This is a genomic window from Pseudomonas lactucae, assembly GCF_036688725.1.
In the GTDB taxonomy this organism is placed as follows: domain Bacteria; phylum Pseudomonadota; class Gammaproteobacteria; order Pseudomonadales; family Pseudomonadaceae; genus Aquipseudomonas; species Aquipseudomonas lactucae.
Genome location: NZ_JAQQPT010000008.1, coordinates 164,454 through 185,841 on the forward strand (window position 1 = coordinate 164,454; position 21,388 = coordinate 185,841).

General features: G+C 60.2%; 20 protein-coding genes. 15 read left to right on the plus strand and 5 right to left on the minus strand.

What is annotated here, in order from left to right; genetic code table 11:
* The first annotated feature begins 62 nt into the window (after positions 1-62).
* The 10 genes from V6M90_RS11415 (at position 63) to V6M90_RS11460 (ending at position 11,441) form a co-directional block, all read left to right on the plus strand.
* The gene (locus tag V6M90_RS11415; protein ID WP_003175737.1) at positions 63-956 is read left to right on the plus strand and encodes a LysR family transcriptional regulator ArgP; all 894 of its coding nucleotides are present in this window, start codon (positions 63-65) and stop codon (positions 954-956) included.
* A gap of 53 nt (positions 957-1,009) precedes the next feature.
* Positions 1,010-2,008, plus strand: a complete 999-nt coding sequence (locus V6M90_RS11420; protein ID WP_003175736.1) for an NAD-dependent epimerase/dehydratase family protein — start codon at positions 1,010-1,012, stop codon at positions 2,006-2,008.
* 128 nt (positions 2,009-2,136) lie between these two features.
* On the plus strand, positions 2,137-2,982 hold the full coding sequence (locus V6M90_RS11425; protein ID WP_003175735.1) for a hypothetical protein: 846 nt from the start codon (positions 2,137-2,139) through the stop codon (positions 2,980-2,982).
* A gap of 347 nt (positions 2,983-3,329) precedes the next feature.
* Complete coding sequence (locus V6M90_RS11430) at positions 3,330-4,589, plus strand: D-mannose isomerase (protein WP_332846488.1); 1,260 nt, start codon at positions 3,330-3,332, stop codon at positions 4,587-4,589.
* A gap of 104 nt (positions 4,590-4,693) precedes the next feature.
* Entirely contained in the window at positions 4,694-5,980 is a 1,287-nt protein-coding gene (locus V6M90_RS11435) for an ABC transporter substrate-binding protein (RefSeq protein ID WP_003175733.1), read from the plus strand.
* A 168-nt stretch (positions 5,981-6,148) separates the two neighbouring features.
* Positions 6,149-7,057, plus strand: coding sequence for a carbohydrate ABC transporter permease (locus tag V6M90_RS11440; protein WP_003175732.1), 909 nt, complete (start codon positions 6,149-6,151; stop codon positions 7,055-7,057).
* Positions 7,050-7,895: a carbohydrate ABC transporter permease gene (locus V6M90_RS11445; protein ID WP_003175731.1), complete on the plus strand. Its 846-nt coding sequence runs from the start codon at positions 7,050-7,052 to the stop codon at positions 7,893-7,895. Before V6M90_RS11440 ends, V6M90_RS11445 begins: the two co-directional genes overlap by 8 nt.
* Before the next feature lie 2 nt (positions 7,896-7,897).
* Positions 7,898-9,058, plus strand: a complete 1,161-nt coding sequence (locus V6M90_RS11450) for an ABC transporter ATP-binding protein (protein ID WP_003175730.1) — start codon at positions 7,898-7,900, stop codon at positions 9,056-9,058.
* Between the two features lie 87 nt (positions 9,059-9,145).
* Complete coding sequence (locus V6M90_RS11455) at positions 9,146-10,492, plus strand: carbohydrate porin (protein WP_003175729.1); 1,347 nt, start codon at positions 9,146-9,148, stop codon at positions 10,490-10,492.
* Positions 10,493-10,595: 103 nt separating this feature from the next.
* Complete coding sequence (locus V6M90_RS11460; protein WP_003175728.1) at positions 10,596-11,441, plus strand: D-hexose-6-phosphate mutarotase; 846 nt, start codon at positions 10,596-10,598, stop codon at positions 11,439-11,441.
* A 53-nt stretch (positions 11,442-11,494) separates the two neighbouring features.
* On the opposite strand, the gene V6M90_RS11465 is transcribed toward V6M90_RS11460, so the two are convergent.
* The gene (locus V6M90_RS11465) at positions 11,495-12,355 is read right to left on the minus strand and encodes a MurR/RpiR family transcriptional regulator (RefSeq protein WP_170039859.1); all 861 of its coding nucleotides are present in this window, start codon (positions 12,353-12,355) and stop codon (positions 11,495-11,497) included.
* Positions 12,356-12,574: 219 nt separating this feature from the next.
* Between V6M90_RS11465 and zwf the strand changes: the two genes are divergently transcribed.
* The 3 genes from zwf to V6M90_RS11480 are packed head-to-tail and all read left to right on the plus strand — an operon-like array spanning position 12,575 to position 15,424.
* Positions 12,575-14,041, plus strand: coding sequence for a glucose-6-phosphate dehydrogenase (gene zwf, locus V6M90_RS11470; RefSeq protein WP_003175726.1), 1,467 nt, complete (start codon positions 12,575-12,577; stop codon positions 14,039-14,041).
* Positions 14,028-14,741 carry a 6-phosphogluconolactonase gene (pgl, locus tag V6M90_RS11475; RefSeq protein ID WP_003175724.1) on the plus strand — a complete coding sequence of 238 codons (714 nt, stop codon included), beginning with the start codon at positions 14,028-14,030 and terminating at the stop codon, positions 14,739-14,741. Before zwf ends, pgl begins: the two co-directional genes overlap by 14 nt.
* A gap of 17 nt (positions 14,742-14,758) precedes the next feature.
* On the plus strand, positions 14,759-15,424 hold the full coding sequence (locus tag V6M90_RS11480) for a bifunctional 4-hydroxy-2-oxoglutarate aldolase/2-dehydro-3-deoxy-phosphogluconate aldolase (RefSeq protein ID WP_042945189.1): 666 nt from the start codon (positions 14,759-14,761) through the stop codon (positions 15,422-15,424).
* 106 nt (positions 15,425-15,530) lie between these two features.
* On the opposite strand, the gene V6M90_RS11485 is transcribed toward V6M90_RS11480, so the two are convergent.
* Together V6M90_RS11485 and V6M90_RS11490 are read right to left on the minus strand one after the other, a co-directional pair.
* The gene (locus tag V6M90_RS11485; protein WP_003175722.1) at positions 15,531-16,706 is read right to left on the minus strand and encodes an aminotransferase class V-fold PLP-dependent enzyme; all 1,176 of its coding nucleotides are present in this window, start codon (positions 16,704-16,706) and stop codon (positions 15,531-15,533) included.
* A gap of 14 nt (positions 16,707-16,720) precedes the next feature.
* Entirely contained in the window at positions 16,721-16,957 is a 237-nt protein-coding gene (locus V6M90_RS11490) for a DUF3820 family protein (protein ID WP_008056784.1), read from the minus strand.
* 231 nt (positions 16,958-17,188) lie between these two features.
* Here V6M90_RS11490 and V6M90_RS11495 point away from each other — a divergent pair, with 231 nt between their 5' ends.
* The gene (locus tag V6M90_RS11495) at positions 17,189-17,656 is read left to right on the plus strand and encodes a ferritin-like domain-containing protein (RefSeq protein WP_003175720.1); all 468 of its coding nucleotides are present in this window, start codon (positions 17,189-17,191) and stop codon (positions 17,654-17,656) included.
* 88 nt (positions 17,657-17,744) lie between these two features.
* Here the strand turns inward: V6M90_RS11495 and V6M90_RS11500 are convergent, their stop codons facing one another.
* Both V6M90_RS11500 and V6M90_RS11505 read right to left on the minus strand, forming a co-directional pair.
* Positions 17,745-18,215: a MaoC family dehydratase gene (locus V6M90_RS11500; RefSeq protein ID WP_003175719.1), complete on the minus strand. Its 471-nt coding sequence runs from the start codon at positions 18,213-18,215 to the stop codon at positions 17,745-17,747.
* A 57-nt stretch (positions 18,216-18,272) separates the two neighbouring features.
* Positions 18,273-19,217, minus strand: coding sequence for an alpha/beta hydrolase (locus tag V6M90_RS11505; RefSeq protein WP_003175718.1), 945 nt, complete (start codon positions 19,215-19,217; stop codon positions 18,273-18,275).
* A gap of 219 nt (positions 19,218-19,436) precedes the next feature.
* Here V6M90_RS11505 and fadD2 point away from each other — a divergent pair, with 219 nt between their 5' ends.
* Positions 19,437-21,125, plus strand: a complete 1,689-nt coding sequence (fadD2, locus tag V6M90_RS11510) for a long-chain-fatty-acid--CoA ligase FadD2 (protein WP_332846489.1) — start codon at positions 19,437-19,439, stop codon at positions 21,123-21,125.
* The last annotated feature ends 263 nt before the right edge of the window (positions 21,126-21,388 follow it).

Below are 21,388 nucleotides of genomic sequence, written 5' to 3' on the forward strand. Positions count from 1 at the left end.
ATTCTCATGGTTCAGGCTGTATAAGAAAAACAAATCTTGCTCATCGCTCATTAGGGAAACTGATGTTCGAGTATAAATTGCTCTCCGCCCTGGCGGCCGTGGTGGAACAGGCCGGCTTCGAGCGCGGCGCTCAAGTGCTGGGCATATCGCAGTCGGCAATTTCCCAACGCATCAAGTTGCTCGAAACGCGCATCGGCCAGTCGGTGCTGGTACGTGCCACGCCGCCGACGCCGACCGATATCGGCCGGCGCCTGCTCAACCATGTGCAACAGGTACGCTTGCTGGAGCGTGACCTGCAAAGCCAGGTGCCAGCACTGGACGAGGAGGGCATGCCCGAACGCCTGCGCATCGCCCTGAACGCGGACAGCCTCGCCACCTGGTGGGCCGAGGCGGTCAGCGATTTTTGCGCCGAGCAGCATTTGCTCCTCGACCTGGTCGTCGAGGACCAGACCGTAAGCCTCAAGCGCATGCGCGCCGGTGAAGTGGCGGCTTGCATTTGCGCCAGCGAACGTCCGGTTGCCGGTGCGCGCAGCCTGTTGCTCGGCGCCATGCGCTACCGGGCGCTGGCCAGCCCGGCCTTTATCGCCCGGCATTTCCCGCAAGGCGTGCGCGCCGATCAGTTGGCCCGCACACCGGCCCTGGTGTTTGGCCCGGACGATTTCCTGCAGCATCGCTATCTGGCCTCCCTTGGGGTGGACGGTGGTTTCGAACACCATTTATGCCCATCCTCCGAAGGCTTTATCCGCCTGACGGAAGCCGGCCTCGGCTGGGGGCTGGTGCCTGAATTGCAGGTGCGCGACCAACTGGAAAGAGGCGCGCTGGTGGAGTTACTGCCAGATAAGCCCATCGACGTGCCGTTGTACTGGCATCATTGGCGCAGTGGCGGGCAACTGTTGGGCGTGTTGACCGACCATCTGGCTCAGGCGTGTGGTCAATGGTTGGTGCCGTTGGACTGATGGCGTGCGTCAAGGCAACAGCGATGAAAAAACGAAAGAACACGGAGTAATACATGAAGATTCTGGTCACCGGCGCAAGCGGCTTCATCGGCGGACGCTTTGCGCGTTTCGCCCTGGAGCAGGGCCTGGATGTACGGGTCAACGGGCGCCGCGCCGAGGGTGTGGAGCACCTGGTACGGCGCGGTGCCGAGTTTATCCAGGGTGACCTGAATGATGCCGACCTGGTGCGCGACCTGTGCCGCGATGTCGAAGCGGTGGTGCACTGCGCCGGTGCCGTGGGGCTGTGGGGGCGTTATCAGGACTTTCATCAGGGCAATGTGCTGGTCACTGAAAACGTCGTCGAAGCCTGCCTCAAGCAACGCGTCGGGCGCCTGGTGCACCTGTCGTCGCCGTCGATCTACTTTGATGGCCGCGACCATCTGGGCCTGACCGAGGAGCAAGTGCCCAAGCGCTTCAAGCACCCCTATGCCGCCACCAAATACCTGGCGGAGCAGAAAGTCTTCGGCGCCCAGGAGTTCGGCCTGGAAGTATTGGCCCTGCGCCCGCGCTTTGTGACCGGGGCGGGGGACATGAGCATCTTTGCGCGCCTGCTGAAGATGCAGCGCAAGAACCGCCTGGCCATCGTGGGCGACGGCCTGAACAAAGTCGACTTCACCAGTATTCACAACCTCAATGAAGCGTTGCTCAGCAGCCTGCTGGCCCCCGGCTCGGCACTGGGCAGGGCCTACAACATCAGCAACGGCGCGCCGGTGCCGGTGTGGGATGTGGTGAACTACGTGATGCGCCAAATGGAGTTGCCCCAGGTCACTCGTTATCGCTCCTACGGCTTGTCCTACAGCGTGGCCGCATTGAACGAGGCGTTCTGTGCGATGTGGCCCGGGCGCCCGGAGCCTTCGTTGTCGCGCCTGGGCATGCAGGTCATGAACAAAAATTTCACCCTCGACATCAGCCGGGCCAGGCATTATCTGGACTACGAGCCCAAAGTCAGCCTGTGGACCGCCCTCGACGAATTCTGCGGCTGGTGGAAAGCCCAGGATCCCGGGCTCAAGTAAAGGTCACACCAGGCAACATATCGGGAACCGAATTCAGGGTTCCGGGTCGATCAGTGCGACGCGACTGCGGTTTATACTCCGCTCGCTCGGCTCTCCCGCCAGCCACCTCACCGATTCAGGGTTGATACATGCGTAACGATGCCAACGACGATTTCGACAACGTTCCCAGCCTGCGGGCCGACCTTGGGGATGACGATGATTTCGAACCTTCCCCGGCCACTTCGGTGCGTTCGCGAAACACGCCCGTGGTCAAGGTCAAGGGTGCCAGCACCGGCCCGCTGTGGGCGTTGATCGGTGCGCTGCTGATCGCCTTTGCCGGCCTGGCCTGGTGGAGCTTCCAGCAGATCTCGCTGATGGGCCAGCAGTTGGTCGCCACCCAGGAAAGCTTTGCGCGCATCAGCGAAGAAGCGGCGGGGCGCCTGCAGGATATTTCCGGCAGGGTGGTCGCCAGCCAGGCCAGTGTGAATAACGGCAGCGAGGCGCTCAAAGCGCAGATCAAGCAGCTCGAGAGCCAGTTGCAGGAACAGAGTAAGCAGCAGCTCGGCGTTGCCGGCCAGGCCACCGACCTGGACAAACGCCTGGCGCAAATGACCGCCAGTACTACCGAACTGTCGAGTGCCAATGCCAAGCTGCAAGGCCAGGTGCAAGCCCTGACCGACGCGGTAGCCACCCTCAAGGCGGCTCAAGGGGACGTCGGCAGGCGCGACAATGAGATCAAGGAACTGGCCGCCGACGTGGCCGCGCTGAAAAAGCAAGGCAACCCGAGCGCCGCCATTGCCCGTCTTGAACAGGACTTGGTGGTACTCAAAAGCGCGCAGGACGCCCAGCCGGCCAATAACGATGCGCCGACCAATAAAGAGTTCGATGTGTTCCGCATCCAGACCACGCGCAATATCACCACCTTGCAGAGCCAGGTGCAGAACCTGCAACAGCAGCTCAACACGCCGGCGAAGATCACCCCGCTTGGTCAATGATTAAAACCTAATGCCAGTCAGTTAAGGGACAGCACTGTATCTGTGGCGAGGGAGCTTGCTCCCGTTGGGCCGCGAAGCGGCCCCTCTCTTTGTTTACACAGAATGGGACTGCTGCGCAGTCCAACGGGAGCAAGCTCCCTCGCCACAGGTCACTTTTTACCTCTTCAAAGCCTTAACTGACTGGCAGGGCGAGTCCCCTCCCACTTTTTGAATTGGCGCCAAGTTAAATAATGCTCGCTGGTAGCATTGTCACCACTCGGTGACATTTCCCATCCCCTTCGTTACTTGCCCCGTTCACGCCCTTGTTTAGACTCCTGTCACCCCACAAAAAACAATAAGGGCCGCCCATGACCACGCAACCACTGCCTGCCAGCAGTTGGCTCAACGCACCTGCCCATCACGCCTGGCTCGCCGCCGAAGGCCAGCGCCTGCTGTCATTCGCCAAGGCCTCCCGCCTGCCGGACGGCTTTGGCAACCTCGACGACAAAGGCCAGCTCCCATCCGCTGCCCACGCAGAAACCATGAACACCGCGCGCATGACCCACAGCTTCGCCATGGCGCATGCCATGGGCTTGCCGGGGTATGCCGAGCTGGTTGAGCACGGAGTGGCGGCCCTCAGTGGACCTTTGCGCGACAGTGAGCATGGCGGCTGGTTCGCTGCGCCGCAGGCGGTGGATGGCAATACCGGCAAGGCTGCGTATCTGCATGCGTTTGTCGCCCTGGCCGCCAGCTCTGCGGTGGTGGCGGGTGCGCCGGGTGCGCAAACCCTGCTCAATGACGCCATTCACATCATCGACCAGTTTTTCTGGAGCGAGGAGGAGGGCGCCATGCTTGAGTCCTTTGCCCGCGACTGGAGCGGCCTGGAAGCCTATCGCGGCGCCAACAGCAACATGCACGCCACCGAAGCGTTTCTCGCCCTGGCCGATGTGACCGGTGATACGCGCTGGCTGGACCGCGCACTGCGCATCGTCGAGCGCGTGATCCGCACTCACGCGGCCGGCAACCAATTCATGGTGATCGAGCATTTCGACAGCCAATGGCAACCGCTGCTCGGTTACAACGAAGACAACCCCGCCGACGGTTTCCGCCCCTACGGCATCACCCCCGGCCACGGTTTCGAGTGGGCGCGGCTGGTCTTGCACCTGGAAGCCGCGCGCCTGCACGCCGGGCTGGTCACGCCGGATGGGTTGGTCGGCGACGCCAAGGGGCTGTTCGCCAGTGCCTGTGAGTTCGCCTGGAATGTGGACGGCGCCCCCGGCATCGTCTACACGCTGGACTGGCAGCATCAGCCGGTGGTGCGCGAGCGCCTGCACTGGACTCACGCCGAAGCCAGTGCCGCGGCCCAGGCCCTGCTCAAGCGTACCGGTGAGGCTCACTACGAAACCTGGTACCGGCGGTTCTGGGAATTTTGCGACACCCATTTCATCGACCGCCGCCACGGCAGCTGGCACCACGAACTCAGCCCGCACAACCAGCCCAGCAGCACCATCTGGGGTGGCAAGCCGGACCTGTACCATGCCTGGCAAGCGGTAGTGCTGCCTGCACTGCCCTTGGCGCCGAGCATGGCCAGTGCTTTAGGCGCTGGGCGCTATGTCACCAAGTGGTGACATTTGTGCATCCCTTTGTTACCTGCGCTCAAAAAAACCATGTTTAAACTCCGTGCAGCGCAAGCTCCAGACTTGCATGCATAACAACAAGAAAAGGTATTCAGATGAACGCGATTAATCGCCTCGCCGTAGCTATTTCCGTTGCCTCGTTGTTTCCTCTCAGTGCATTTGCCGCCGACTCCAAAGGGACGGTTGAAGTTGTGCATTGGTGGACCTCGGGCGGCGAAAAAGCGGCTGTAGATGTCCTGAAGGCCCAAGTCGAGAAAGACGGCTTCACCTGGAAAGACGGTGCCGTCGCCGGTGGCGGTGGCGCCACGGCCATGACCGTGCTCAAAAGCCGCGCGGTCGCCGGCAACCCGCCAGGCGTTGCCCAGATCAAAGGCCCCGACATCCAGGAATGGGCGTCCACAGGCCTGCTCGACACCGACGTCCTCAAAGACGTGGCCAAAGAAGAAAAGTGGGACTCCCTGCTCGACAAGAAAGTCTCCGACACTGTGAAGTACGACGGTGACTACGTCGCCGTACCGGTCAACATTCACCGTGTGAACTGGCTGTGGATCAACCCGCAAGTCTTCAAGAAAGCCGGCATCACCAAGAACCCCACCACTCTCGAAGAATTCTACGCCGCCGGCGACAAGCTCAAGGCCGCGGGCTTCATCCCGCTCGCCCATGGTGGCCAGCCTTGGCAGGACAGCACCGTATTCGAAGCGGTGGTTCTGTCGGTGATGGGCGCTGATGGCTACAAGAAAGCCCTGGTCGACCTGGATAACGCTGCGCTGACCGGCCCGGAAATGGTCAAGTCGCTGACTGAGCTGAAGAAAGTCGCGACCTACATGGACGTCGACGGCAAAGGTCAGGACTGGAACCTGGAAGCGGGCAAGGTCATCAACGGCAAGGCCGGCATGCAGATCATGGGTGACTGGGCCAAGTCCGAATGGACCGCCGCCAAGAAAGTCGCCGGCAAGGACTACGAGTGCGTAGCCTTCCCAGGCACCGACAAAGCCTTCACCTACAACATCGACTCCCTGGCGGTGTTCAAGCAGAAAGACAAAGGCACTGCTGCTGGTCAGCAGGACATCGCCAAAGTCGTCCTGGGTGAAAACTTCCAGAAGGTGTTCAGCATCAACAAGGGTTCGATCCCTGTGCGCAACGACATGCTGAACAAAATGGACTCGTATGGCTTCGACTCCTGCGCCCAGACCGCTGCCAAGGACTTCCTGGCTGACGCCAAGACCGGCGGCCTGCAGCCAAGCATGGCGCACAACATGGCCACCACCCTGGCCGTGCAAGGTGCGTTCTTTGACGTCGTGACCAACTACATCAATGACCCGAAAGCCGACCCGGCCGACACCGCCAAGAAACTTGGCGCTGCGATCAAGTCTGCCAAGTAACACCCTATGTAGGAACCCGATTGCTGTGGCGAGGGAGCTTGCTCCCGCAGGGGTGCGTAGCGCCCCCAAAGGCGGCGCTGCCGCGCAGCCGAACGGGAGCAAGCTCCCTCGCCACAAAAAGCGGGTTCCTACAGGCTGTAGTCCTTTTTCCTTGTATTGGATTTCCCCATGAGTTCTGTTGCTGTGTTCAGCAAAGCCTCGCCGTTCGATGCACTGCAGCGCTGGCTACCCAAACTGGTGCTGGCGCCCAGCATGTTCATCGTGTTGGTGGGCTTCTACGGCTACATCCTGTGGACGTTTGTGCTGTCGTTCACCACGTCCACCTTCCTGCCCAGTTACAAATGGGCGGGCCTTGCGCAATACGAGCGGTTGTTCGACAACGATCGCTGGTGGGTAGCGAGCAAGAACCTGGCGCTGTTTGGCGGCATGTTCATCGGCATCACCTTGGTGATCGGCGTGACGCTGGCGATTTTCCTCGACCAGAAAATCCGTCGCGAAGGCTTTATCCGCACCATCTACCTGTACCCGATGGCGCTCTCGATGATCGTCACCGGTACCGCCTGGAAATGGCTGCTCAACCCGGGCATGGGCCTGGACAAACTCCTGCGTGACTGGGGCTGGGAAGGTTTCCGCCTGGACTGGCTGATCGATCCGGACCGCGTCGTTTACTGCCTGGTGATCGCTGCTGTCTGGCAAGCCTCGGGCTTTATCATGGCGATGTTCCTCGCCGGCCTGCGCGGTGTTGACCAATCGATCATCCGTGCGGCCCAGATCGATGGCGCGAGCCTGCCGCGCATCTACTGGAGCGTGGTGCTGCCCAGCCTGCGTCCGGTGTTCTTCAGTGCGGTGATGATCCTGGCGCACATTGCGATCAAGAGCTTCGACCTGGTGGCGGCGATGACCGCCGGTGGCCCGGGCTACTCGTCCGACCTGCCTGCAATGTTCATGTACTCGTTCACCTTCAGCCGTGGCCAGATGGGCATGGGTTCGGCCAGTGCAATCCTGATGCTCGGTGCGATCCTCGCGATCATCGTGCCTTACCTCTACTCCGAGCTGAGGACCAAACGTAATGACTAGTCTCGCCTCCAAACCCGCCATCAGCCTGAGTCGCATCGCGATCTACGCGGTGCTGATTCTCGCGGTGCTGCTGTACCTGGTGCCGCTGGTGGTGATGTTGCTCACCAGCTTCAAGACCCCGGAAGACATCACCACCGGCAACCTGCTGAGCTGGCCGACCGTAGTCACCGGCATTGGCTGGATCAAGGCCTGGGATACGGTGGATGGTTACTTCTGGAACTCGATCAAGATCACCGTTCCGGCCGTGCTCATCTCCACCGCCATCGGTGCGCTGAATGGCTACGTGCTGTCGTTCTGGCGCTTCCGCGGTTCGCAGTTGTTCTTCGGCTTGCTGCTGTTCGGCTGCTTCCTGCCGTTCCAGACCGTACTGCTGCCGGCGTCGTTCACCCTCGGCAAGATGGGCCTGGCCAGCACCACCACGGGCCTGGTGTTTGTGCACGTCGTCTACGGCCTGGCGTTTACCACGCTGTTCTTCCGTAACTACTACGTGAGCATCCCGGATGCGCTGATCAAGGCGGCACGCCTGGACGGTGCGGGTTTCTTCACCATCTTCCGTCAGATCATTCTGCCGATGTCGACCCCGATCATCATGGTCTGCCTGATCTGGCAGTTCACTCAAATCTGGAACGACTTCCTCTTCGGCGTGGTGTTCTCCAGCGGCGACTCCCAGCCCATCACGGTGGCGCTGAACAACCTGGTCAATACCAGCACCGGGGCCAAGGAATATAACGTGGATATGGCGGCGGCGATGATCGCCGGGCTGCCGACCCTGCTGGTCTATGTGATCGCAGGCAAGTATTTCGTGCGCGGCCTCACGGCCGGCGCGGTCAAGGGGTAATCATGGCTACGCTTGAACTTCGCAATGTAAACAAGACCTATGGCGCCGGCCTGCCCGACACCTTGAAGAACATCGAACTGTCGATCAAGGAAGGCGAATTCCTGATCCTGGTCGGCCCGTCGGGCTGTGGTAAATCCACGCTGATGAACTGCATCGCCGGCCTGGAAACCATCACCGGCGGCGCGATCATGATCGGTGATCAGGACGTGAGCGGCATGAGCCCCAAGGATCGCGACATCGCCATGGTGTTCCAGTCCTACGCGCTGTACCCGACCATGAGCGTGCGCGAGAACATCGAATTCGGTCTCAAGATCCGCAAGATGCCCCAGGCCGACATCGACGCTGAAGTGGCGCGCGTGGCCAAGCTGCTGCAGATCGAGCACCTGCTCAATCGCAAGCCGGGCCAGCTCTCTGGTGGTCAGCAACAGCGTGTGGCCATGGGCCGTGCGCTGGCGCGTCGCCCGAAGATCTACCTGTTCGACGAACCGCTGTCCAACCTCGACGCCAAGCTGCGCGTCGAGATGCGCACCGAAATGAAACTGATGCACCAGCGCCTCAAGACCACCACCGTCTACGTGACCCACGACCAGATCGAGGCGATGACCCTGGGCGACAAAGTGGCGGTGATGAAGGACGGCATCATCCAACAATTCGGCACGCCGAAAGAAATTTACAACGACCCTGCTAACCTATTTGTGGCAAGCTTTATCGGTTCACCACCCATGAACTTCGTTCCCATGCGCCTAAAACGCAAAGACGGTCATTTGGTTGCGCTGCTCGACAGCGGCCAGGCCCGTTGCGAATTGCCGCTGAGCATGAACGACACGGGCCTGGAAGACCGCGATGTGATCCTGGGCCTGCGCCCGGAGCAAATCGTGCTGGCGACGGGTGAAGGCAATGGGTCGTCGAGCATTCGTGCCGAAGTCCAGGTCACCGAGCCCACCGGCCCGGACACCCTGGTGTTCGTGCAGCTCAATGACACCAAGGTGTGCTGCCGTCTTGCACCGGACGTAGCACCCCAAGTGGGGGAGACGCTGACCCTGCAATTCGACCCGGCCAAGGTCTTGTTGTTCGACGCCAACACCGGCGAGCGCCTGGGCACCGCTTCTTCATTGCCCGCACAGGGGCATGCCGACAATGTGGCCCAATTCAAGGGTCGCTGAAGCAGGTAACGTGTTGTTTTAATTGAAAAAAATGTAACCCGCGTTAGATAAAAACAGTTTAATAACAATAAAGACGAGGATGTAGGGATGAAAAAGCAACACAACAACACCCGGCTGATCTGCCAATTGTCAGCGGCAGCAGCCCTGGTATTGTCCGCCAATGCGATGGCGGCCGATGCATTCAGCGCCGATTCCAAGTGGATGACCGGCGATTGGGGCGGCGAACGTACCAAGCTGATCGAGCAAGGTATCGACATCAAGGCTGACTACGTAGGGGAGATGGGCTACAACGCCCACGGCGGTTATAACGACGACAAGACCGGTCGCTATTCCGACCAGTTCGGTCTGGGCGTGGCACTGGACCTGCAAAAACTGTGGGGCTGGGATAACACCCAGGCCAAGATCCAGTTCACCAACCGTAATGGCCAGAACATCTCCAACGACCGCATTGGCGACCCGCGTGCCGGCACGCTGAGTTCGTCCATGGAAGTCTACGGTCGTGGCCACATGGTGCGTCTGACCCAGTTCTGGATCCAGCACCAGATGTTCGACAACAAGCTGGATGTGAAGCTCGGTTACTTCGGTGAAGGCGAAGACTTCAACACCTTCCCATGCGACTTCCAGAACCTGTCGTTCTGCGGCTCGCAGGTCGGCAACTACGTGAACACCTGGTACAACTGGCCGGTCAGCCAGGCGGCGATCCGCGTGAAGTACAACATCACGCCAGAGCTGTATGCGCAAATCGGTGCCTACAACCAGAACCCATCGCAGCTGGAACACGGCAACGGCTTCAAGCTCAGCGGCAGCGGCACCAAGGGCACCGTGATTCCGGTGGAATTGGTCTGGTCGCCGAAGGTTAATAACCTGCCGGGCGAATACCGTGTGGGTTACTACAAGAGCGCGGCCGATGCTCCGGATGTACGTGAAGACGTCAACGGCGGCAATGCTGTCCTCACTGGCGCGGACTTCCGTACCCGCAGCAGCAAGAAAGGCTACTGGTTTGTCGCCCAACAGCAACTCACCACGCACAACGGCGACGCTTCCCGTGGTCTGAACATCGCGGCCAACGCGACCTTCCACGACAAGGAAACCAACCTGGTCGACAACTATCAGTCGCTCATGCTGGTGTACAAAGGCCCATTCGATGCGCGTCCAAAAGACGACGTCGGTATTGGTGCCGCGCGCCTGCACGTCAACAATGACGTGAAGAAAAACGCGGAACTGCTCAATGCCGCCAACGGCGTCAGCGACTACGACAACCCGTTGTACACGCCGATCCGCGAAACCGAATACAACTTCGAAATCAACTACGGCTTCCACGTTACCAACTGGCTGACCGTGCGTCCCAACCTGCAATACGTCGTGCAACCTGGCGGCGTGGATAAAGTCGACAACGCGTTGGTGGCTGGCCTGAAAATCCAGTCTACGTTCTAACGCTGTTGCGATAAGCTCCTTCTCTCTGTGCGCATTTTGCGGGTAGCCATGGCTATCCGCTTTTTTTTGGGTGGCACTGTGAAGATATTCAGGACCGTGGCACATGCATGAGCAACCGCTGCAACGTTTTTTCAGATCCCTGCGTGAACGTCCGGTGTTCGCCTGGGAGCGCTTTCAGCTGCGCGATGTGTTGGTGATCGACCACCCGCTGTGCCAGGCGGTGTTCAGTCGCCAGGGCGCACAACTGCTGCATTTTCAGCCCCGTGACCAGAAACCCTGGTTGTGGTGCGCGGCCAAGTGGCCGCAGGTCGGCGCCATTCGGGGCGGCGTGCCGGTGTGCTGGCCGTGGTATGGCCGTCACCCGAGCGAAAACGCATGGCCCTCCCATGGCTGGGCGCGGTTGATCGATTGGAAACTGCTCGACAGCAGCACCGACGACGACGGCGTGCGCCTGCATTGGCAATTGCAGCTGTGCGACTGGCAGGTCGACCTGCACGCGCACCTGGGCGAAACCCTGGAGCTGCGCCTGAGCACCGAGCATCAGGACGAGTTGCCGTGCCAGTTGAGCCATGCGTTGCACGCTTACTGGCGTATTGGTCACGTCGACGAGATAGCGCTGTCTGGGCTCGACGGTGCGCAAGGTTACGACCAGCTCAATCGCCAGGCTTGCCAGCAGGAAGGCGAATTGCGGGTGGAGGGTGGGTGCCAGCGAGTCTTCAGGCACGAGGGCGAGTTGCAGCTCAAGGATCACGCCTGGCAGCGCGAACTGTGCATCGACACCGGTGACAGCGCCAACACCGTGGTGTGGCACCCGGGCAGTCGGCCGCTATTGGGCGTGAGTTTCAACGAGGCGTCGGGGTTTGTGTGTGTGGAGTCGGCGATGGCCGGGGCCAGTTTGGCGCCGGGAGAGAGGGCACACCTGAGTCTACAGGCTAGAGCGGGGGCTTAGCGGTGTGGCTGATGGCCCCCGAAGAGGCCAGTGAAGCCAACGCACATACCGGCTTAGTTGAACTCATCCCCCACAGGATATCGGCTGTCATTCAGACTCTCTTTGATCTTGCGCAAATGCGGCTGGAAATCCACCCCGCGACGCAAGGTCATGCCGGTCGCCAGCACGTCCAGCACCGTCAATTGGATGATCCGCGAGGTCATCGGCATGTAGATATCGGTGTCTTCCGGCAGTGGAATGTTCAGGCTCACCGTACTGGCCTTGGCCAGCGGCGAGTTCTCGGCGGTTACGCCCAACACGGACGCACCGTTTTCGCGGGCGATACGCGCCACTTCCACCAGTTCACGGGTACGCCCGGTGTAGGAAATAATCACGAACAGCTCGCCGGTATGCGCGACCGACGCGATCATGCGCTGCATCAGCACGTCGGCATGCGCGGTGACCGCCAGGTTGAAACGGAAGAACTTGTGCAGCGCATCCATGGCCACCGGTGCCGAAGCGCCGAGGCCGAAAAAGTGGATCTGCCGCGCCTGGATCAACAGATCCACGGCCTTGCTGATAAGGGCTGGGTCCAGCGCCTGGCAGGCACTGTCCAGGGACGCGATGGCGCTGCCAAAGATCTTCTGGGTGTAGGCCTCGGGATTATCATCGGCTTCCACGGCGCGGCTGACATACGCGGCACCACTGGCCAGGCTTTGCGCCAGTTGTAATTTGAGTTCAGGGTAACCGCTGACGCCGAACGAACGGCAGAAACGGTTGACCGTCGGTTCACTGACCGAAGCGGCTTGGGCGAGGGCGGCGATAGAGAAGCGGGTCGCCTGCTGCGGGTTGAGCAGGATGACCTCGGCGACTTTTTTCTCGGCCTTATTCAATTCTTCGAGGCGGTTCCGGATCTGTTCCAGAAGATTTCGCACGCGGTCCATTCAGTCTTTCCTTCGGGCGACGATGCAAATAAAAGGCGGCAGCCAATCGACGAGTGGCTTTTCGCGGTGGCCTATCCTACTGAGGGTAGCTGAACACCACCACTCGGAATGCGTATTTCGGGAAAATGTTGTGGTTATTACTACATTTTTCCTTGAGTGATGCCTTGAAAAAAGGTATTTGTAGCTTAACTTGATAAAAGAACAAACATCATGCCTTTGATAACCGTAGAACCCTGCACCTTTGCCCTGTTTGGCGCCTTGGGTGATCTGGCGCTGCGCAAGTTATTTCCTGCCCTCTATCAACTCGATGGCGCCGGGCTGCTGCACGAGGATACGCGCATCCTGGCCCTGGCCCGTGAAGCCGGCTCCGAACAGCAGCACCTGGCCCATATCGAAAAAGAACTGCGCAAATACGTCGGCAAGGAACTGGAAGAGACCATCGTCCAGCGTTTCCTCGCGCGACTGACCTATGTGCATGTCGACTTCATGAAGGCCGATGACTACGTGGCCCTGGCTGAAAAAGCCGGCACCGAGCAACGCCTGATCGCCTACTTTGCCACCCCGGCGGCGGTGTACGGCGCGATCTGCGAGAACCTGTCCAAGGTCGGCCTGGCGGAAAACACCCGTGTGGTGCTGGAAAAACCCATCGGTTCGGACCTGGAGTCCTCGCGCAAGGTCAACGACGCCGTGGCGCAGTTCTTCCCGGAGAACCGCACCTACCGCATCGACCACTACCTGGGCAAAGAGACCGTCCAGAACCTGATCGCGCTGCGTTTCGCCAACAGCCTGTTCGAAACCCAGTGGAACCAGAACTACATTTCCCACGTGGAAATCACCGTGGCCGAGCAGGTCGGTATCGAAGGCCGTTGGGGCTACTTCGACAAGGCCGGTCAGCTGCGGGACATGATCCAGAACCACCTGCTGCAGCTGCTTTGCCTGATCGCCATGGACCCGCCGGCCGACTTGTCCGCCGACAGCATCCGGGACGAGAAGGTTAAGGTGCTCAAGGCCCTGGCGCCCATCAGCCCGGACGGCCTGACCACCCAGGTTGTACGCGGCCAGTACATCGCCGGCTACAGCGCCGGCAAACCGGTGCCGGGTTACCTGGAAGAAGAGAATTCCAATACCCAGAGCGATACCGAAACCTTCGTCGCGCTGCGTGCCGATATCCGTAACTGGCGTTGGGCCGGGGTGCCGTTTTACCTGCGCACCGGCAAGCGCATGCCGCAAAAGCTGTCGCAGATCGTCATCCATTTCAAGGAACCGTCCCACTACATTTTCGCCCCCGAGCAGCGCTTGCAGATCAGCAACAAACTGATCATCCGCCTGCAGCCGGACGAAGGGATTTCCCTGCGTGTGATGACCAAGGAGCAGGGCCTGGACAAGGGCATGCAACTGCGCAGCGGCCCGCTGCAACTGAATTTTTCCGACACCTATCGCAGCGCACGCATCCCCGATGCCTACGAGCGTTTGTTGTTGGAAGTGATGCGCGGCAATCAGAACCTGTTTGTTCGCAAAGATGAAATCGAAGCCGCGTGGAAGTGGTGTGACCAGTTGATCGCCGGGTGGAAGAAATCCGGTGATGCGCCCAAGCCGTATGCGGCGGGGTCCTGGGGGCCGATGAGCTCCATTGCACTGATCACGCGGGATGGGAGGTCGTGGTATGGCGATATCTGAATTGAAACTGCCTCAGGGCGTGACTGCCCATGAGTACCGTTCGCCGGTGCTGCTGGCAGAGGGCCTGGCCAATGACGTGGCCGAGCAGCTGCGCGGTGCCATCAGTGCCCGTGGCGAGGCGACCCTGGTGGTGTCCGGTGGCCGCAGCCCCGTGGCGTTTTTCCAGCACCTGGCCAAGCAAGGCCTGGACTGGTCCAAGGTCATCGTTACCCTGGCCGATGAACGCTGGGTGCCGGTGGAGCACGCCGACAGCAATGCCGGCTTGTTGAAGCAGCACCTGTTGCAGGGCCCTGCTGCCAAGGCCCGATTTCTGAGCCTGTACAGCGCGACGCCAACCCTTGAAGACGCCGCCGAGCAGGCCGATCGCCTGCTGGCCGAACTGCCGGCCATTGATGTGCTGGTGCTGGGCATGGGCGATGACGGTCACACCGCCTCGCTGTTTCCCAACAGTCCCAATCTCGCCGAAGCACTGAAGGCCGACGGTACCCGCCGTTGCTGGCCGATGCTCGCGCCGACCGTGCCGCACCAGCGCCTGACCATGAGTCGCGCCTTGCTGGCCACGGCCAATTACACCGTGCTGTCGATTTCCGGCAGTTCGAAGTTGACGACCTTGAGCGCCGCCCTGGCCAGTGACGACGTTGCTGCCATGCCGATTCGCGCGTTTTTGCAACCTACATTAGAGATTTACTGGTGCCCATGAGCCAAGGATCAGCCGCTATGAAAAGCCCTCAACCCACCGTGTCCATGGCGGACAAAGTTGCCCTGATCGACAGCCTCTGCGCCAAGGCGCGGATCCTGCCGGTGATCACCATCGCCCGTGAACAGGACATTCTGCCGCTGGCCGATGCCTTGGCAGCCGGTGGCTTGACCGCATTGGAAGTGACCCTGCGTTCCGAGTTCGGCCTCAAGGCCATCCAGGTATTGCGTGAGCAGCGCCCAGAACTCTGCACCGGTGCGGGCACCGTACTCGACCGTCACATGCTCGATGCGGCTGAAGTGGCGGGCTCGCAATTTATCGTCACCCCAGGCATCACCCGCGATCTGCTGGAAGCCTCGGTGCACAGTCCTATCCCATTGCTGCCTGGCATCAGCAATGCCTCCGGCATCATGGAGGGCTATGCCCTGGGTTACCGCCGCTTCAAGCTGTTCCCGGCCGAAGTCAGCGGCGGCGTGGCGGCCCTCAAGGCGCTGGGCGGCCCGTTCGGCGAAGTGAAGTTCTGCCCGACCGGCGGCGTCGGTCCGGCCAACATCAAAAGCTACATGGCGTTGAAAAATGTCATGTGCGTGGGCGGTAGCTGGATGCTTGATCCGGAGTGGATCAAGAACGGCGACTGGGCCCGCATTCAGGAAGTCACCGCACAGGCGTTGGCGCTGCTGGATTGATCTGATCTACCGAATCGTTGTTGCTGTGCTTAACGGCATTTTTGCGGTGCACTTGGTCGGTGTACCGCTTTTTTTTGCCTGTAGAAAAATCGAGAGCGCCCCATTTTCAGTGTGTGTTCAACTGGGTAATGGCGGCGACCAGCAGATTCATGTCCGCCGCAGACGTCACCAACCCCGGCGTCACCCGAATGCAGGTACCAAACGCCGCCCCCGTGCGCGTCGTGGCAAACAGGTCGTATTCCTTGAGCAACCGATCCACCATGACTTGCTGATCGCGCCCAGTGAACTTGAACGCGGTAAGCGCGCAGTACAACCGCGGATCATCCGACGTCAGCACTTCAATCCCTTCCAGTGGCCGCACCTGCCTCACCCACAAATCCCGCAGGTAATTGACCCGCGCGCCTTTGGCCGCCGCGCCACCCAATGCCCGGTGTTCTTCAAACACCAGCGGCAGGGTCATCAGCGCCGGAAAGTTCGGCGTGCTGTAGGACGTACGTGCGCGTACATCGGTGGCGGGGTAGTGGAACTCGCCCATGTCCGGGTCGATGTCCTTCAGGCGTTCGGGGGCGATATAAAGAAAGCCCAGCGTCAGCGGCGCGCCAATCCATTTGTGCAGGTTGAAGCCCGCGAACTGGATACCCAGCTCCGCCAGGTTGAACTCGAGTTGGCCCAGGGCATGGGCGCCGTCGAGGATCACGTCGATGCCATGCTCCCGCGCGGCCTCGGCAATCGCCGCAACGGGCATTACCAGGCCGGTGCGGTGGGTGACATGGGTCAGCGCCATGAGCTTTAAGCGTGGATGTTGTATGAACGTATCGCGATAGGTCTGTACCAGGCTGTCGAAACTGGCCGGATGCGTGTGGGAAATCTCGATTATGTCCACGCCGCGAACACCGGCCAGCCAGCGCATGGCGCCCTTGACCGTGTCGTATTCCAGGTCGCTGATCAGCACCTGATCACCCGGTTGCAGGCGGTTGTAGTTGCGGATCAGCGATTGCAAGGCTTCGGTGGCGTTGCGGGTGAAAGCGAGCGCCTGCGGCTCGACGTCGATCAAGGCGGCCAGTTGGCGGCGGATCTCGTCGTTTTCGCCTCGCTCAAAGCGCTGGCGCACATGCACCGCGTTACTGCGGTTGATAAACGCCACGTGTTCCAGGTATTGCGCCTGCACCGCACGGCTCATGCGGCCGAAGTAGCCGTTTTCCAGGTTGATCGGGCCTGGTTCCAAGTCATAGCGCCGAGCGATGGCCTGCCAGTGATGTTCGTTATCTGCGTTCCTTGGCATGGTGGGGCTCTTGGTCAATGGCGTGGGGCGGGTTTGCCGTGTTTCGCGCGCAGCGGTTCGAGTAATTCGGACAGGCCGTTGTGGTCGATTTCCTGCATCAATGCCAGTAAACCGCCCAGTTCACCGTGGGGGAAACCTTCACGAGCAAACCAGTTCAAGTAGGGGCCCGGCAAGTCGGCGATGATCCGGCCCTTGTACTTGCCGAAGGGCATTTGACGAGTGATCAGCAGTTCGAGTTTTTCGGGGTTCATAGGGCATCCGCTGCGTCAGTCGAGACCTTGGAAAATACAGGCATTCTGCATGAAGGCCAAATGACAGATCATGCAAATAACGAGCATACAGATGGTTCAATAATTCGTAACTTGTTGATTTTAAATGTTTAAATTGTTTTTAAAAACCTGGCACGAGCGCTGCAATTACTAAGGCAAGCTGAAACAAAGCTTCTTTAAGTGACCTCTTCAACCTGCCAAAGGAATTGAAAAATGACTGACATCAACAAAGAATCGATCTCCGTGCTCAATGACCTGATCGAAACCAGCATCGACGGTCAAAAAGGTTTCAAGGAGTGTGCCGAAGACATCAAGCACCCAGAGCTCAAGGCCCTGTTTGCCAAGCGTTCCGCTGACTGCGCGACGGCCGCCGCCGAGCTGAAAACCGCCGTGCGTGCGCTGGGTGGTGATCCGGAAGATTCCGGCAGCGTAGCCGGTGCATTGCACCGTGGCTGGGTCGACGTGAAGTCGATGGTCACCGGTAAGGATGAAGAGGCTGTGCTCAACGAAGCCGAGCGTGGTGAAGATCATGCACTCAAGGCCTACCGTGAAGCGATCGAGAAGATCAACAAGCACAACCTGCTGGGCATTCGTGACCTGGTTGAGCGTCAGTACCACGGCGTACAGCGTAACCACGACCAGGTAAAAGCCCTGCGTAACCAGGCTCGCGCTCAGTCGTAAGTCTATGCGCTAAATGCTGTAAAAAATCTGCTGTAAAAAATGTGGGAGGGGCTTGCCGCCTCCCACATTTTTTTGTGTCGACCTTGAATCAGCCGATGCTGATTGGCGGCAGCTCGGTCAGGGTCACGACCTGCTGTTTGCGCGGCGCGAGGATCTCGGCTTCGCCATCCACCACCAGCTCATCGCGCTGGTTGAACACCCGCGTGGCGATGCGTACACGAAACTTCGGCAGCTTCTCGAGGATTTCCAGGCGCACGGTCAGGGTGTCGCCGATCTTGACCGGTTTCTGGAAGCTCATCTGCTGGCCGATATAGATAGTGCCCGGCCCAGGCAGCTCACAGGCTACGGCTGCGCTGATCAGGGCGCCGCTGAACATGCCATGGGCGATACGCTCCTTGAACATGGTCGCCTTGGCGTATTCAGCATCCAGGTGCACCGGGTTGTGGTCGCCGGACATGGCGGCGAACAGCTGGATATCGCGCTCTTCGACGGTCTTGCTGTAGCTGGCGGTCTGGCCGACTTCGAGGGCTTCGTACGGGGTGTTGGTTACCTGGGTCATCTAAAGGTGCATCCTGTGGCTAATCGGTAATTTAACTGGCTGATATTAAAGGTAAATTTATTCGCAGCGGGCCGGCCTGCGCAAGGTCAGGGCCTGATCGAGCCACGTCAGCACATCCGCGGTGACTTCATCGCGGTTGGTTTCGTTGAACACTTCGTGACGCGCCTGCGGGTAGATATTCAGTTGCAGGTGCTGACACCCGGCCTCACGCAACGCGTTGGCCAGACTGGTGAGACGTTTGCCCTCGCTCACCGGATCACATTCGCCGCCCATGACCAGAATCGGCAGGCCCGGATCGATCTGCGCGAGGTTGGACGCTTTGCTGATCTGCTGCAAGCCGCCGAGCAAGTCGACCCACAGCTGGTTGGTGCAGCGGAAACCGCACAGCGGGTCATTGATGTATTTGTCCACTTCCGCCGGGTCGCGGCTGAGCCAGTCGAACGCCGTACGGTTGGGCTTGAACGCTTTGTTGAATGAGCCGAACGACAGGTAATCGATCAGCGCGCTGCGGCCGCGTAGCCCCTGGCGCAAACGTTCGGCGCGGGCGATCACGCGTGCGGCGCGGTACAGCGCCACCGGCTGGAAATTCGAACCACTGAGAATCGCCCCATGCAGGCTGGCGCTGTGGTGCAGCAGGTAGGCCTGGGCGATGTAGCTGCCCATGCTGTGCCCCAGCAAAATGATCGGCAGCCCTGGGTGCTGCTGGCCAACGTGCTGATTGAGGCTGGCCAGGTCGCCCACCACTTTGTTCCAACCATCCTTTTCGGCGTATAACCCCAGCGTGCCTTCGTCGGCGGTGCGGCCGTGGCCGCGCTGGTCCAGCGCATAGACAGCGTAGCCGGCGGCACACAGGGCATCGGCCAGCCGCGCATAACGGCCGCTGTGCTCGGCCATGCCGTGGGACAGCATCAGCACGGCCCTGGCCGGACCCTCCGGCATCCAGTGGTTGACGTACAGGCGGCTGTGGTCATTCGCGGTCAGCCAGTGGGTGCTGTGGTTCATGGCGGTTCCTTGTTTCAAGGTCTGCTCGGTCTCGTAGCAGTGTATAGCGCATCCGCCGAAACGCGGGGTATCTGCCTACGCATCAGCAGCTAGATTCATACAATCAATGACAGGCCCGGCTGTATTTGCCTGTTTGGCCATAGCTGCTAACGTCCCCAAAGCTCCGCTTTTTATAAGTTATAAGCGGCCAGACACATTCAGGAACCGAGGACAAGAATAATGCAACCTGATTTCTGGAATGACAAACGCGCGGCGGGCGTTCCCAATGCCATCGACCTCTCGGCCTACAAGTCGGTGATCGAAGTGTTCGAGCGCTCCTGCAAGACCTTCGCCGACCGTCCGGCCTTCAGCAACATGGGTGTCACCCTCACGTACGCCGAGCTTGAGCGCCAGAGTGCGGCGTTCGCCGGTTACCTGCAGCAGCACACTGACCTCAAGCCCGGCGAGCGCATCGCGGTGCAGATGCCCAACGTGCTGCATTACCCGATCGCCGTATTCGGCGCCCTGCGCGCCGGACTGATCGCGGTCAACACCAACCCGCTGTACACACCGCGCGAGATGCGCCACCAATTCAAGGATGCCGGCGTGCGGGCGCTGGTCTACCTGAACCTGTTCGGTTCACGTGTGCAGGAGGTGTGCGCCGACACCGAGATCGACTACCTGATCGAAGCCAAGATGGGCGACTTTCTGCCAGCCGCCAAAGGCTGGCTGGTCAACACCGTGGTCGACAAGGTGAAGAAGATGGTCCCGGCCTATCACCTGCCACGCGCGGTGTCGTTCAAGCGTGCGCTGCGCATGGGAACGGGCCTGGGTATAACGCGCCATCCCGTGAGCCTGGATGACATCGCGGTGCTGCAATACACCGGCGGCACCACCGGCCTGGCCAAGGGCGCGATGCTCACCCATGGCAACCTGGTGGCGAACATGCAGCAGGTGCGCGCCTGCATGTCGCAGACCGGCGAGGACGGCCACCCGCTGATCAAGGAAGGGCAGGAGGTGATGATCGCGCCGCTGCCGCTGTACCACATCTATGCGTTCACGGCCAATTGCATGTGCATGATGGTGTCCGGAAACCACAACGTGCTCATCACCAACCCACGCGACATCGGCGGGTTTATCAAGGAGCTGAAAAAGTGGCGCTTTACCGGGCTGTTGGGGCTCAACACGCTGTTTGTGGCGTTGATGGACCACCCTGACTTCAAGAGCCTGGATTTCTCCCACCTCAAACTTACCAACTCCGGCGGCACCGCGCTGATCAAGGCCACGGCCGAGCGTTGGGAGCAACTGACCGGCTGTGCGATTGGCGAGGGCTATGGGCTGACGGAAACCTCACCGGTCGCCAGCACTAACCCTTATGGCAACAAATCGCGCTTGGGCACCGTGGGCATTCCGGTGCCGGCGACGGCGATGAAGGTGATTGATGACGCTGGCGTGGAGCTGCCCTTGGGCGAGCGCGGCGAACTGTGTATCAAGGGCCCGCAGGTCATGAAAGGTTACTGGCAGCAACCGGCCGCCACCGCCGAGGCCCTGGACGCCGAAGGTTGGCTCAAGACCGGCGACATTGCGGTGATCGACGACGATGGCTTTGTGCGCATTGTCGATCGCAAGAAAGACCTGATCATCGTCTCGGGTTTCAACGTGTACCCCAATGAAATCGAAGACGTGGTGATGGCTCATCCGGGCGTGGCCAACTGCGCCGTGATCGGCGTGCCGGACGAGCGTACCGGGGAGGCGGTGAAGCTGTTTGTGGTGGCGCGTGCCGAAGGCGTGAGCCTCGAGGAGTTGAAGAGCTACTGCAAGGCCAACTTCACGGGGTACAAGGTGCCCAAGCAGATTGTGCTGCGCGATTCGTTGCCGATGACGCCGGTAGGCAAGATTTTGCGCAGAGAGCTGCGCGACATCGCCTGAATTGAAAGAGGGTCAAAGTGTGGGAGGGGGCTTGCTCCCGATTGCTGAGTGTCAGCCACTGCTTCCAGTGACTGACCCACCGCCATCGGGGCAAGGCCCCTCCCACATTTGTTTTATGTTGTGCTGTAAGCCTTATTCCAGAGCCCCTCGCTGTGGGATTTTAGCTTTGTTTGAAGTGTGACCAAATATTGTAGGACAGTCATGATAGTGACTGTAGGGCCCTCGTTTGGCTCTAGTCGGCCCTTGGCAAAGCTGCTACTCTC